A 13,808-nucleotide genomic window follows, 5' to 3' on the forward strand; every position below is an offset into this window, starting at 1 on the left:
AACATGGATTACTTGCATTAAAAGGCGATTACGCCATAGTGATTCAGCTGACTTTTATTATGGGCAACTGCTGGAGAGAAAATGACCCAAAAGAATATATTACTATTGTGCGGTGGTGGTGGTGATGAACACAGCATCTCACTCTTATCAGCCAATTTTTTTGAAGCCCAATTAGCCACGTTATCCCATTTCAATGTGCTACGCGTTGAGCTTAATGCCCAAGGCCAATATCACACTCAAACAGGCGAACTGTGTGAGCTAACCAATAGCAGACAAATTCGCTTTGCAGACCAAAGCAAAACCGCTTGGGATGTAGATTACGTGATCCCCTGTATGCACGGCTACCCGGGTGAAACCGGTGATATTCAATCTTACTTTGAGCTTATCAATCTGCCGTACTTTGGCTGTGACTCTGAGGCCAGCAGTAACTGCTTCAATAAAGTTACCGCTAAAATGTGGTTTAGCGCCCTTGGGATCCCCAATACGCCATATATTTTCTTAAATGAATTTAACAATTATGCCATTAAGCAAACTGAACAAGCGTTAGATAAATGGGGCTCAATCTTTATTAAAGCGGCATCACAGGGCTCATCAGTCGGCTGTTATCGCGTTGATACACTTGAGCAATTAGCGACTTCACTTGAAGAAGCCTTTAAGTACTCACCTTACGTTGTGGTAGAAAAAACCATTAACGCCCGTGAACTTGAAGTTGCGACCTATGAAGTTAACGGCGAAATTGTTGCCACTAAACCGGGTGAGATTGTTTGTGCTAGCAATACTTTCTATAGCTTTGATGAAAAGTATGCTGAAAATAGCCAAGCACAGACAGTCATTGAAGCCGATGTCGATGACTTAATTGGCCAGCAGATCCAAGAGTATGCCATTAAGGCATTTAAAGGCATGAAACTACGCCATTTATCAAGAATCGACTTCTTTTTAACTGACGAAAATGAAATTTTGCTTAATGAAATTAATACTTTCCCTGGGCAAACGCATATTTCAATGTTCCCTAAAATGCTGCAAAACCACGGTCATAACTTTGCCCAGTACTTATCGAGCAATATTTTAGAACAGCTTAAATAAACCTATTGTTCAACACTGACGCCGTAACGCAAATATAACGCTGCGATAAAGCCATCTTGGTACATCCCTATTAGGGTACTATCTAGGTGGCTTTTTAATCTAGGCTCAAGATCAATATTACACGCCATGGCTCTAATAGAGGTATAAAATACAAGCTCTGGTTTTCCTAACTCAACTTGATATAAATCCATATTCTCCCTAGCGCTCATGATCTCTGACGCCATTAAGTCTATTCGGTTATATTGCAGCTTTCTTATATTTTGCTGCCCATTTGAGGCCAGTTCAACATTATAGCCAAGCTCTATTAAGTACTCGGCAATCCCGCTTCCTAAATAAGAACCTATGGCTAATGATTTTGCATCGCTAAGACTGGTTAACGATACCCTTTGCCCCTCTGCGCTATATAAACCATAGCGAGAGATCAACATCGGGCTAATCCATTGATAATCAGCTTCGCGCTCTTGGCTACGCTCAATAGGAGTAACACAATAGTGTTCACTCTTACGGACAGTCAGAAGTGCCCGCTTTAACGGCACAAAACTTAATTGATAATCGACTTTGGCCCGACTAAACAATTCTGCGACTAATTCTACAAGCATTCCCTTCTGCAGCCCTTGTTCCACATAGGCAAAGGGCGGAGAATCATAGGTTAAGACTTGCAGAGTTATTGTCTCAACCTTGCTATCATCTGCATTAGCAAAACCTATAAAAGCTAGCAGTGCAAAACAAACTTTTAGCCAATTATTGCCACACACGGATAGCCTCCTCATAAGACAAGGTACGGCCTCGAACAGGCAAATTCATGAGCGGCTTAGGAGCGCCAGTTTTCTGTAGCCATAACTCTTTATCAATACGCGGATTTAACTTTGGGCTACACGATCCAGTTGATGACACCTCGATTTTAGCTAAATGAGCATCCACCTCTTCAGCCATTTCATCTAAGGCTTGTTGGGCACTATTTTTTCCTTCAACAACCATCGAAAGGTAGCGCCACCAGTAAACTGACATACCAGGGTAATCAGGCACATTATTACCTGTTGGCGTCCATATATCTCTTCCTTTACTTCGATAAAACTCAATCAATCCTCCCAAATAAGGGGCTTTGGCTGTAACTTCCGCAGATCTCAGATCTGACAATCTAACTGGAGTATAACTTTTAAGTAATTTCTTCAAACTGACTGTTTTAGACACTACAAATTGGGCATATAGCCACGCAGCCTGTCGCCGTTCAAGCGGTGTTGAAGCCAAAAATGTCCAAGCCCCTGTATCTTGATAACCCGACTTCATGCCCTGTTGCCAGTATTTCCCCACTGGCGACGGTGCAACTCGCCATTTAGGTGTGCCGTCATGATTAACAATCACTGAACCAGGCTTAGTAAAATTTTCAATATCAGCGCTATACCAAAAGATCTGTTGGGCAATAACACCTTTGGCAGCCCATGCAAGAGACTGTGAAAAATAAAGATCTTTAGCGCTCTTAGGCGCATATTTAAGCCAATCGACATATTTCTCTACCGCATATACTGCAGCTGGACTGTTTAATGCGCCGCCTCTTGCAGTACTGACACCGACAGGTCGACAGTCTTCAACACGGATCCCCCACTCATCCACTGGCGAGCCGTTGGGTAACCCAGTATCGCCAACTCCCGCCATTGATAACCACGCATCTGAAAGACGCCAGCCTAATGACGGATGGGTTTTAGCATAATCCATATGGCCGTAGATCCGCTCACCATCAATTACTTGAACTTTTTCACTAAAAAACTCTGCGATATCTTCATAAGCTTGCCAATTCTGGGGCACCCCAAGTTCATAGCCATATAGGTTTTTAAATAATTGCTTTAATTCAGGACGTTGAAACCAATCTTGACGATACCAGTACAAATTAACAAACTGCTGATCCGGTAATTGATACAGTTTCCCATCTGGGCTAGTTGTAAATTTTAAACCAATAAAATCATCTAAATCGAGGGTTGGTAAGGTAACCTTTTTACCGGCTCCAGCAATGAAATCACTTATGGGCACAACATAGTTTTGTCTAAAGTGAGTACCAATTAAATCACTATCACTAATGTATGCGTCATATAAATTTTGTTTGGTACGATTTTGAATCGACATTTTATGCAATACATCATCTTCGCCAGTAACTTCATGGATAACTTTAATCCCAGTGATTTCGCTAAAAGCTTTAGCTAAAACTTCAGATTCATAAATGTGGGTAGCAATACGCTCAGATGTCACCCTAATGGTCAGATGTTGATAGGGTTTTGCCGCATCAATAAACCATTGCAGCTCTTGCTGTTGCTGAGCTTTGGTCAAGGTCGATGGTTGGAATTCATTCGTTATCCAGTCTATTGCGTTACCCTCGCCTATGGCTGTACGGCTTGAGCCTACAAACATTAACAAACAGATTATGCTCATACGCAACTTACACTGTTTAGCCACCCACCTTCTCCCTGATAGTGATTTCCCCGCTAAATAGGCTATAGCGGCTACTGGACACGCTAGGATAACGTATACGATAAAAACAAAAAAGCCAGTGCAATTTTGCACTGGCTTCTAATTTGACTCAAAATTAAGGCTTACCAGCCTTCTACTCCTTTCATATCGGGAAGTTGATGTGCAATTCCTTTATGGCAATCTATACAGGTCTTTTCACCACTAGCCAATGACGTTGAGTGCATATTTGAAGCTCGTTGAGACTGACGCGTAAAGTCCATGTAATCAAAGTTATGACAGTTTCGACACTCCAATGAATCGTTAGCCTTTAAACGCGCCCACTCATGCTCGGCAAGTTCTAAGCGTTTTGCTTCAAACTTTTCTCGAGTATTAATGGTACCAAACAGCTTGCCCCAAACTTCTTTTGAAGCTTGCATCTTACGGGCTATTTTATCGGTCCAATTGTGTGGTACGTGACAATCAGGACACGTCGCTCTCACACCACTTCGGTTAGTAAAGTGGATGGTAGATTGAAGCTCTTGATACACGTTATTTTCCATCTCATGACAGCTAATACAAAACGCTTCGGTATTGGATACTGATAACGCCGTATTAAAGCCACCCCAAAAAATTACCCCAGCAATAAAGCCACCGAGTGTTAGAAAACCTAAGCTATAGTGCACACTTGGCTTTCTGAGTACTGCCCAGACTTTCTTAAGGGTAGCGAGTAATTTCGCAATCATAACCGCTCCTAGTGCTTAGCTTCTTTCTTAACGTCAGCTTTTATTAGTGTATCCATATCGACAAACTCATTAGGCACTAATAATTTAGCGTCTAACTGCGGTACATGGCACTGGGTACAGAAATAGCGTCTTGGTGACAGCGTTGCCAAAAAGTTATTCTCACGGTCCATATAGTGAGTCACACTCACCATCGGCGCTTGCGAGTCACCCGTTCGAGTACGAGCATGGCAAGACATACACTTATTAACGTTAAGGTTAAGCTGATAGCCATCAATCTTGTGCGGAATAACCGGTGGCTGCATTGGGTAATTACGCCCCTCTTTTACATCGGAGTTGATCACCTTTTGCATGACAGGCGGAGTCGGCTCAATATTAAGCGGCGCTTCACGCAGCGTTGCGATTTTATCGGCGGGGATCCCCTCTGCCGATACACTAAATGCGCTACTTAGCGAGATGGTCATCAAGGCAGCAGCGGATACACGTAGTAATGTTTTCATGATATTGCTCCTATGCCTTAACGATTTTAACGGCGCACTTTTTAAAGTCAGTTTGTTTTGACAAAGGATCCGTCGCATCTAGGGTCACTTTGTTAATCAACTGACTGGCGTCAAACCAAGGCACAAAAACAAGACCGACTGGTGGCTTATTACGACCTCTGGTTTCAACACGGGTTTTAATTTCACCTCGACGGGAAATAACACGTACTTCATCACCACGGCGCAGGCCACGTTTTTTAGCATCATCTGGGTGCATAAAACACACCGCATCAGGAAACGCTTTATAAAGCTCTGGTACACGCTGCGTCATTGAGCCTGAATGCCAATGCTCTAGTACGCGTCCTGTCGATAACCAAATATCAAACTCTTCATCAGGCGATTCAGCAGCATGCTCATAAGGCAGAGCAAAAATAACCGCTTTACCGTCAGGTTTTCCGTAAAATTCGAAACCTTTACCCGCCTTCACATACGGATCGCTGCCTTCTCTAAAGCGCCATTTGGTTTCTTTACCATTGACCACAGGCCAGCGCAGACCATGCACTTCATGGTAGGTATCAAATGGTGCTAAGTCATGACCATGGCCACGACCAAATGTGGCATATTCTTCAAACAAGCCTTTTTGCACATAGAAACCAAAATCTTTAGCTTCATCATTCATGTACTTGCTATCGGTGTCAGACAATGGGAACTTTTCAACATTGCCATTTTGGTAGAGTACTTCAAATAATGTCTTACCTTTAAATTCAGGATTTGCCGCTAGTACATCAGCAGGCCAAACCTCATCGGTTGTAAAACGCTTAGAGAACTCCATTAACTGCCACAGATCTGAGCGAGACTCGCCTGGTGCTTTGACCATTTGATGCCAAAACTGGGTACGGCGCTCTGCATTACCATATGCGCCCTCTTTCTCAACCCACATCGCTGACGGTAAAATCATGTCTGCTGCTTGGGTTGTTACTGTTGGATAAGCGTCTGATACAACGATAAAGTTTTCAGGATTACGGTAACCCGGTAAACCTTCTTCATTCATATTCGGGGCGGCTTGCATATTGTTATTGACTTGCACCCAGTACATGTTCAAGTCGCCATCTTTCAAACGACGGTTTTGCTCAACGGCATGATAACCAGGTTTTGGCGGAATAATGCCACTTGGAATGCGCCAGATTTTCTCAGCAATTGCTCTGTGCTTCGGATTATTCACCACTAAATCAGCCGGTAAGCGATGCGAGAAAGTGCCCACTTCACGCGCGGTACCACATGCTGATGGTTGCCCAGTAAGTGAGAATGGACTGTTACCAGGCGTAGAGATCTTACCTGTTAGCAGATGGATGTTATAAATCAGATTATTACACCAAACGCCACGAGTGTGCTGATTAAAACCCATGGTCCAGAATGACGTGACTTTTCTATCAGGGTCGGCATAAAGCTCAGCTAACTCAATGAGTTTATGCTCTGGTACCCCAGAGAGTTCACTGACCGACTTAACATCGTAATCTGCTACAAACTCTTTAAAAGCTTCAAAATCGATTGGCGTAGAATCACCTGCGGTTTTGACATTTTTAGCAGCTTTTTGCAGTGGATGTGATGGACGCAGGCCATAACCAATATCGGTTTCACCTTTACGGAAGTTAACGTGCTTGTTAACAAAATCCCAGTTTACTTTATCATTTTGAATAATGTAGTTGGCAATGAAGTTCAGCATGGCCAAATCGGTTTGTGGGGTAAACACAATCCCTAAATCAGCTAAATCAAATGATCTATGCTCAAAGGTTGATAACACTGATACTTTGACATGTGGTGCGCTTAAGCGGCGGTCGGTAACCCGGCTCCATAAAATCGGGTGCATCTCTGCCATATTAGAGCCCCAAAGTACAAAAGCGTCGGCAGCTTCCATATCATCATAACACCCCATAGGCTCATCGATACCAAAGGTACGCATAAAGCCCCCCACAGCAGATGCCATACAGTGACGTGCATTAGGGTCAATATTGTTTGAGCCAAAGCCCGCTTTCATCAGTTTAGAAGCGGCGTAACCTTCCCAAACCGTCCACTGACCAGAGCCAAACATACCTACTGCAGTCGGGCCTTTTTCTTTAATGGTTTTTTTCCATTTATCCGCCATGGTGTCAAAAGCCGTGTCCCAAGAGATCGGCGTAAACTCACCATTTTTGTCATATTTGCCATTGGTCATACGCAGCAAGGGCGTTTGTAATCTGTCCTTGGCGTACATGATTTTCGACAGGAAATAACCTTTAATACAATTTAATCCACGGTTAACCTCACTTTCAGCATCACCGTGAGTCGCTACCACTTTGCCATCTCGCGTGGCAACAATCACCGAGCACCCCGTACCACAAAAACGGCACGGCGCTTTATTCCATTCTAGTTTTGTTTCTTCAGAACTCGTGATTAGATTACTCGCGGTTGCGGGTAGAGCTAAACCAGCTACGCTCGCTGCGGTTAATGCGGCGTTAGCTTTCATAAATTCGCGTCTGTTCATTTTCATTGTTCACCCTCTTCAAGCACTTCACTTTGGTGATAAACCATTGCAGCCGACAACACACCGGGGATGGCGTTTATCGTTTCAATATCTGTCATTAGTGATTTCTGGCTTGCGCCTTCTAGCACCACGACCAATTTCACTTCGTTGTTAACCGAGAGATCGGCATTTTCCATTTTGATAATGGCTTGCCTTACCTCGGACATCTGTTCTGGCTGCACTTGGAGTACCAAGCTTGTTACGTGAAGTTCATTGCTCATCTGTATCACTCTGTTTATTTATATTTTTGTTTTTATAGGTTTAACCTGCACCTGGCGGCCCGGTTAGAATTTGGCTAAACCAAATTGCAAAACCCAAGCCTGATACAAGCAAAACGGATAAAAGTGGCGCGAGAAACACGGTTAGGAAAATGAATATTCTAAACTCTAGTTTTTTCTCATCATTTGGTGTGGAACTCATAAATCCTCCAACAAGTGGGGCTGTCTAACATGATTCTTATTGTGAGTTGATGGTAAAGAGACCTAATTAACTGCGTATTGCAGCCTAGTGTTAACTGTCTACTTCCTGCTAAAAAATGATATCAATAACTTAACAATCATCTGTATACCCACAATTCGGTAAAACCATACCCATGTTGATCCAGATCATCGTTTAGAACCAATTAGTGTACTTAAACACCTTTCCAAACGAATTGAACGATTAAAAGTTAGTAAATACCATTAATTAAGCTATTCACAACACACTAAACAATGGGTGATGCATGGTTAAATATCAATCATTAGCGGGTGTTTTTTAACAAAATATTCACTAAGAGGTATTAAGCTTATTTTAAGGCTGCTCAATTATTAACCTACGAAGTGATTATTAAGTTAGGCGAATGAGCAAGAAGACGATAATAGCTTTCGATTTTTGCTCACCAGCCCTCAACGCCTTGCATATCTGGAAGTTGATGTGCAATACCCTTATGGCAATCGATACAGGTTTTTTCACCGCTTTCTAAAAACGTGGAATGCATTTTGGCTGCGCGATCTGATTGACGAGTGAAATCCATATAATCGAATTCGTGACAGTTACGGCATTCGAGTGAGTTGTTGGCTTTTAATCGTGTCCATTCTCGCTGCGCCATCTCTTTACGATGGGCTTCAAACTTCTCAGGCGTATCAATGGTACCTACTAGATAGGCCCAAACCTCTTTTGACGCTTGCATTTTTCGGGCTATTTTATCGGTCCACTTATGCGGAACATGGCAGTCATGGCAAGTGGCACGAACGCCACTACGATTAGAGTAATGGATGGTTGGCTCCATCTCTTGATAAACATTTTGATGACAACTGCTGCAAAACTCTTCGGTACTCGAAAGCTCTAACGCCGTATTAAACGCCCCCCAAAAGATAACCCCAGCGACAAAGCCCCCTATCACTAAAAAGCCTAAGCTATAATGAACGCTTGGTTTTTTAAGCACTTGCCATATTTTATTGAGAAAGACTTTTAGCTTCGCCATAGTAATTCCTTTTTGTCGTCAAACATTGTTTTGCAGCAAAGGCGGATTACATAATGTTAAAAATACTGCTTAAAATCAAAAACCTTTAAACGTTCCAAACCCTTAGATCACTTAATCAGTATATGTTCAAGCTAGCCTACCTGCTCAACATTTAATCTAAACCTGTTAATTACTACCTCGAACAATAAGGATTAGATCACTTTTAATTTCTTTAAAGATCACTGTTTGAGAACGTGCAGGAAAAAGACTGAAAGCAAAGAGACAATGAAAACAAGATATGATTTTTTAGATACAAAAAAGCGCACCTAAAAAGGTGCGCTTCATCTATAAACAATAAAGCGAATTACACTTGCGCGATTTGATTCAGAATACGCTTTTCTGAGATTGGATAAGCCGTACCTAGCACCTGGGCAAAACAGGACACTCGATACTCTTCAATCATCCACCTAGCTTCAATCAAAGCATCTGGCACAGGTTGTGACTTAGGCAATTTCGCCATTTGCGCTTTAAGCAGCTCTTGTACCTTATTAACACTCAGCATATGAATTCGGTCGCGATTAGGGTCAACGGGGAGCTTCTCTAAACGGTTTTCAATGCCTTTTAGGTAACGATTCAAATCGCCAAGACGTTGCCAACCAGACTGCTCAACAAAGCCTTTAAACACCAATTGGTCTAACTGGCTTTGAATATCACTCATCGCAAACGCAATATCTAAGCCAATTTTTCCCTTAAGGCGTTTTTTAATACGATTGTAAATCGTCAAAATCTCTTCGACTTTTAAGGCAATCTTTTCGGCCGTAGGGTTAAGCTCTTGTCTCACCCAATCTTTAGCTTCAGTAAAGGCGCTTTCTGAGCGAACATCAATGCCCTTCTCATCCAATAGCTGCTGCACTGCCGCAGATAGAATGTCATCAATTAAGATATTCACCTGACCAAAAGGATTAAAATACATCGCAAGCTTTGCCTTGTTCGGCAGTGATTTTTGCAAATGTTTTACTGGCGATGGAATGTTCAGTAATAGCAAACGCTGTAGACCAATACGATGCTGCTTTTGCGCTTCAAATTCATCATCAAATAATTTGATCGACACGCTGGTTTTATCATCCACCAGCGCAGGAAACGCTTTAACTTCGAAGTTGCCCTTCTTTTGCTCAAACTGTTTAGGTAAATCGCCAAAGGTCCATTGCTCTAGCCCTTTTTTCTCAATACCTGAGTCAGCAACGCTGCGAATAGCCTGCACGACTTGGCCTTGCATACTCGCCTTTAATGGCTCTAACTCGCGCCCTTCAGCAAGTAATTTCCCCTTGTCACCTTCGATCTTAAAGTTAACTAAAAGATGCTTGGTTAGCTGAGAAGTATCAAAATCTTCTGGTGAAATCCGCGTTCCGCTCATACGCAACAGTTGTTTGCACATGGCATCGATTAAAGGTAACTCAAACGGTGTCATCGCCTGTAAACAGGCTTTGGCATAATCTGGTGCTGGCACAAAATTACGGCGCAGTGCTTTTGGTAATGACTTGATGAGTGCAATACACTTTTCTTCACGCAAGCCCGCCACTATCCAGTCAAAATCACTTTCATCAATCTGGTTAATCAGCGCGACCGGAATATGCACAGATACGCCGTCATCAGGCAGCGATGGCTCAAAATGATAACTGACTTTAAGCACCAAGTTGCCTTTGTGCCATTTCTCGGGGAAATCTAGTGCTGAAATATGCTCGCTACTGCGCTGCATCAAGCTTTCACGCTCAAAATCTAATAGATCAGGCGTGGACTTTTTAGCCGCTTTCCACCATTTTAAAAACTTTGGTGCGTTATATATACCATCTGGGATCTTCGGCTCATAAAACGCATATAAGGCTTGTTCATCAACCAAGATATCGCGGCGGCGCGACTTATGTTCAAGTGATTCAATGTCGAGCAATAGCTTCTGGTTGTTAATAAAGAAGGCTTCGTTAGTACGTAACTCACCATCAGCCAGAGCTGAGCGAATAAAGATTTCACGCGCTTCGACGGGCTCAACTGGACCATATTGTACTTTGCGGCGATTAACAATTTGTAAGCCATACAGTACTTGGTTTTCAAGTGCTACCACCGAGCCTTGTTTTGATTCAAAGTGTGGCTCTACGTAATTCTTTTTCACTAGATGCGCCGCTAGCGGCTCAACCCATTCAGGTTGGATTTTGGCGCAGCAACGGGCAAATAAACGCGATGTTTCCGTCATCTCAGCCGCCATGATCCATTTAGGACCTTTTTTAGCTAAAGGGGATCCCGGGAATACAAAGAACTTACGGTTACGAGCGCCAAGATACTCGTTATCTTTATCTTTAAAACCGATATGGCTTAACAGACCGGTTAATAACGAGCGGTGCAAGCCTTCATAATCAAGCTCATCGCTTGGCGAGTTAAGCTTCCACTTAAGCTCATGGGTCGCTTGCCTTAGCTGGGTGTACAAGTCTTGCCATTCGCGTACCCGTAGATACGCTAGAAACTCCGTCTTACATTGCTTTCTAAACTGGCTACTCGACAGCTCTTTCTGGCTTTGTTTAATGTGATCCCACAGGTGTAACCAAGAAACAAAGTCTGAATCTTTATCGCTATATCGATTATGTGCCTGATCGGCTGCTTGCTTCTTGTCCATTGGACGTTCACGAGGATCTTGAATAGATAGACCCGCAGTGATCACTAAAGCTTCATGTAAGCAACCGTTTTGCTGAGCTTCTATCACCATACGCGCTAAACGAGGATCCACCGGAATATGCGCTAACTGACGACCAAGCTGAGTTAAGTCGAGTCTGCCCTTCTTTTTCACTACCGCTTGTAACTCTTCTAGCAGCATAAAACCGTCACGAATGTAACGCGAATCAGGCGGCTGAATAAACGGGAAGCCTTCAATATCGCCTAAGCCAATCGATAGCATTTTTAGAATAACTGAGGCTAAGTTAGTGCGTAAAATCTCTGGATCGGTAAAGCCTGGGCGCGAAACAAAATCATCTTCGCTATAGAGACGAATACAAATACCCGGCGCGACACGGCCACAACGGCCTTGACGCTGGTTAGCACTTGCCTGAGAAATCGGCTCAATCGGTAAACGCTGTACTTTAGTGCGGTAACTGTAGCGGCTTATACGTGCAGTACCGGGGTCAATAACGTAGCGAATACCTGGTACCGTCAATGACGTTTCGGCAACGTTTGTCGCTAATACAATGCGACGACCGACATGGCTCTTAAATACTTTTGATTGCTCGCCGTAAGATAAACGCGCGTATAAAGGTAAGATCTCTGTGTCACGATAATTACGACGATTTAGCTGCTCAGCCACATCACGAATTTCGCGCTCACCATTCATAAAGATGAGAATGTCACCAAGACCTTCTTGCATTAGCTCATCGGTCGCGGCAAAAATACCTTCAATTAAATCTAAGTCATCGTCTTGATCTTGCACTAATGGGCGATAGCGAGTTTCAACCGGATAAGTACGGCCTGACACTTCTATCACAGGCGCGTTATTAAAGTGTTTTGAAAAACGGTCAACATCAATGGTTGCCGAAGTAATAATCACTTTAAGATCAGGACGCTTGCTCAATACGTTTTTCAGATAACCCAAAATGAAATCGATGTTAAGACTACGCTCATGCGCTTCATCGATAATGATAGTGTCGTATTGATTGAGATATTTATCATTAGTCAGTTCAGCCAATAAAATACCATCGGTCATCAATTTGATGTATGAGGTATCGTTAATGGCATCAGCAAAACGAACTTTAAAGCCCACGGCTTCACCTAATGGTGTGTTCATCTCTTCAGCAATACGCGTTGCAACACTTCTTGCAGCTAGGCGGCGTGGCTGAGTATGACCAATCAGTCCACGTGTACCTAAGCCTAGCTCTAAACAGATCTTGGGTAACTGTGTGGTTTTACCCGAGCCGGTTTCACCGGCAACAATCACCACTTGATTGTTAGCAATGGCGGCTGCAATCTCATCGCGTTTTTGCGATACAGGTAGGCTGTCTGGATAAGTAATACTTGGGCGGTTCGCTAAACGCTGTTCCACTTTTTTACGTGACTCAAGCGCGACAGTTTCAAGTTTTTCAAGCGTGGCGGTTTTCTTGTCTGAGTCAGGCTCTTTTCGAAGCCTAAACAGACGACGCCTAATATAGGCTGCGTCAGCTTCATAACAGTGTTTTAAGAATGCGTTAGATAAAGGATGCTGTTGCGAACTCAAGTGCAAATTCCATAGCCAAGACGAAAGAAAGTGATCCTAGCAAGGAACGCTGACGGTTGGTATAGCTGACTTAAAATACTTTACCTCTATCTCTAGGTTATCGGTAATTTAAATTTAGGATTGGTGTTTCTCTAGGCACAAAAAACACAAAAACGCATTTACTGCCCTTTTGTGTCTTATGCTTTTAATAAATGTAGTTGTACTTAACCTGTTATTAAATGAGTTCGCTTGCTATCCTGCAGCGCAGTAAACTAGGCCGGCGTTAAATAACATTGCTGCATATAAGTGTTAATGGCTTGCAATACATTGGTTCGATTGATAGTACCGATGACTTTACCTTCTTCAACAACCGGATATACCTTAGGCTTAGGGCCAAGCATTTGTTCTGCTAACAGAAGCACACTGGTACTCGGTGTTACCGATAGCACATCGGTGCGCATACAATCTTTAACAATCGCAGTTAAATCACAGTGGTAACTACTTTTAAGCATTGCCGCTAAACAATCTTGCTGCGATAAAAAGCCCACTAAAGAACCGTCAGCTTCAACTACTGGTGCACCGAGTTTTTTATTATCAAGCAGTTTTTCAACCGCTGTGGCCAACGACATAGTTGGCGTTAATAATACAGGTTGGCGATCCATATGCTCTTGTACATTTATTGAATCCATTTCGTTCCCCTATTTGGTTGTTCTATTGTTAGTTTAGCTAAGAATGAACAACAAGGGTGTGGATTAAACCGATAAGCTTAATCGCCCAAAAGAAAACTTAAAGGGTATGTCAAACAGAACGCAAACTCAGCAAAACAAATGGCGCTTACATC

Annotated in this window: 11 protein-coding genes; 1 reads left to right on the forward strand and 10 read right to left on the reverse strand. The window is 42.9% G+C overall.

The features are described from left to right. Positions 1-81: 81 nt before the first annotated feature. Complete coding sequence (locus L2747_RS01635; protein ID WP_248997372.1) at positions 82-1,083, forward strand: D-alanine--D-alanine ligase; 1,002 nt, start codon at positions 82-84, stop codon at positions 1,081-1,083. Positions 1,084-1,085: 2 nt separating this feature from the next. On the opposite strand, the gene L2747_RS01640 is transcribed toward L2747_RS01635, so the two are convergent. The 10 genes from L2747_RS01640 to L2747_RS01685 all read right to left on the reverse strand — a co-directional run bounded on the left by L2747_RS01640 (position 1,086) and on the right by L2747_RS01685 (position 13,656). Further along, positions 1,086-1,853, reverse strand: a complete 768-nt coding sequence (locus L2747_RS01640; protein WP_428848499.1) for a substrate-binding periplasmic protein — start codon at positions 1,851-1,853, stop codon at positions 1,086-1,088. Further along, entirely contained in the window at positions 1,825-3,483 is a 1,659-nt protein-coding gene (locus L2747_RS01645; protein ID WP_248997499.1) for an ABC transporter substrate-binding protein, read from the reverse strand. Before L2747_RS01645 ends, L2747_RS01640 begins: the two co-directional genes overlap by 29 nt. Before the next feature lie 182 nt (positions 3,484-3,665). Next, positions 3,666-4,265: a cytochrome c3 family protein gene (locus tag L2747_RS01650; protein ID WP_248997374.1), complete on the reverse strand. Its 600-nt coding sequence runs from the start codon at positions 4,263-4,265 to the stop codon at positions 3,666-3,668. A gap of 8 nt (positions 4,266-4,273) precedes the next feature. Next, positions 4,274-4,762 carry a nitrate reductase cytochrome c-type subunit gene (locus L2747_RS01655; RefSeq protein WP_248997375.1) on the reverse strand — a complete coding sequence of 163 codons (489 nt, stop codon included), beginning with the start codon at positions 4,760-4,762 and terminating at the stop codon, positions 4,274-4,276. Positions 4,763-4,772: 10 nt separating this feature from the next. Continuing rightward, a complete protein-coding gene (napA, locus tag L2747_RS01660) occupies positions 4,773-7,262 on the reverse strand; it encodes a nitrate reductase catalytic subunit NapA (RefSeq protein WP_248997500.1) in 2,490 nt (829 codons plus the stop codon). Between the two features lie 2 nt (positions 7,263-7,264). Next, positions 7,265-7,522, reverse strand: a complete 258-nt coding sequence (locus L2747_RS01665; protein WP_248470539.1) for a chaperone NapD — start codon at positions 7,520-7,522, stop codon at positions 7,265-7,267. Between the two features lie 40 nt (positions 7,523-7,562). After that, the gene (locus L2747_RS01670) at positions 7,563-7,721 is read right to left on the reverse strand and encodes a periplasmic nitrate reductase, NapE protein (protein WP_012155661.1); all 159 of its coding nucleotides are present in this window, start codon (positions 7,719-7,721) and stop codon (positions 7,563-7,565) included. Between the two features lie 454 nt (positions 7,722-8,175). Beyond that, positions 8,176-8,763, reverse strand: coding sequence for a NapC/NirT family cytochrome c (locus L2747_RS01675; RefSeq protein WP_248997376.1), 588 nt, complete (start codon positions 8,761-8,763; stop codon positions 8,176-8,178). Between the two features lie 343 nt (positions 8,764-9,106). Further along, positions 9,107-12,988 (reverse strand): ATP-dependent RNA helicase HrpA, encoded by a 3,882-nt coding sequence (gene hrpA / locus L2747_RS01680; protein ID WP_428848500.1) that lies wholly within the window; start codon positions 12,986-12,988, stop codon positions 9,107-9,109. 251 nt (positions 12,989-13,239) lie between these two features. Further along, positions 13,240-13,656 carry a CBS domain-containing protein gene (locus L2747_RS01685; RefSeq protein ID WP_248997378.1) on the reverse strand — a complete coding sequence of 139 codons (417 nt, stop codon included), beginning with the start codon at positions 13,654-13,656 and terminating at the stop codon, positions 13,240-13,242. Between the last annotated feature and the right edge of the window lie 152 nt (positions 13,657-13,808).

Source organism: Shewanella marinintestina (assembly GCF_023283845.1).
Taxonomy (GTDB): domain Bacteria; phylum Pseudomonadota; class Gammaproteobacteria; order Enterobacterales; family Shewanellaceae; genus Shewanella; species Shewanella marinintestina.

What these genes read in the sequence shown, in the direction of transcription:
- L2747_RS01675 (WP_248997376.1), bottom strand. Translation starts at nt 8,763, where the DNA reads ATGGCGAAGCTAAAAGTCTTTCTCAATAAAATATGGCAAGTGCTTAAA.
- L2747_RS01665 (WP_248470539.1), bottom strand. Translation starts at nt 7,522, where the DNA reads ATGAGCAATGAACTTCACGTAACAAGCTTGGTACTCCAAGTGCAGCCA.
- L2747_RS01635 (WP_248997372.1), top strand. Translation starts at nt 82, where the DNA reads ATGACCCAAAAGAATATATTACTATTGTGCGGTGGTGGTGGTGATGAA.
- napA (WP_248997500.1), bottom strand. Translation starts at nt 7,262, where the DNA reads ATGAACAGACGCGAATTTATGAAAGCTAACGCCGCATTAACCGCAGCG.
- L2747_RS01685 (WP_248997378.1), bottom strand. Translation starts at nt 13,656, where the DNA reads ATGGATTCAATAAATGTACAAGAGCATATGGATCGCCAACCTGTATTA.
- L2747_RS01655 (WP_248997375.1), bottom strand. Translation starts at nt 4,762, where the DNA reads ATGAAAACATTACTACGTGTATCCGCTGCTGCCTTGATGACCATCTCG.
- L2747_RS01645 (WP_248997499.1), bottom strand. Translation starts at nt 3,483, where the DNA reads ATGTTTGTAGGCTCAAGCCGTACAGCCATAGGCGAGGGTAACGCAATA.
- L2747_RS01650 (WP_248997374.1), bottom strand. Translation starts at nt 4,265, where the DNA reads ATGATTGCGAAATTACTCGCTACCCTTAAGAAAGTCTGGGCAGTACTC.
- L2747_RS01640 (WP_428848499.1), bottom strand. Translation starts at nt 1,853, where the DNA reads ATGAGGAGGCTATCCGTGTGTGGCAATAATTGGCTAAAAGTTTGTTTT.
- L2747_RS01670 (WP_012155661.1), bottom strand. Translation starts at nt 7,721, where the DNA reads ATGAGTTCCACACCAAATGATGAGAAAAAACTAGAGTTTAGAATATTC.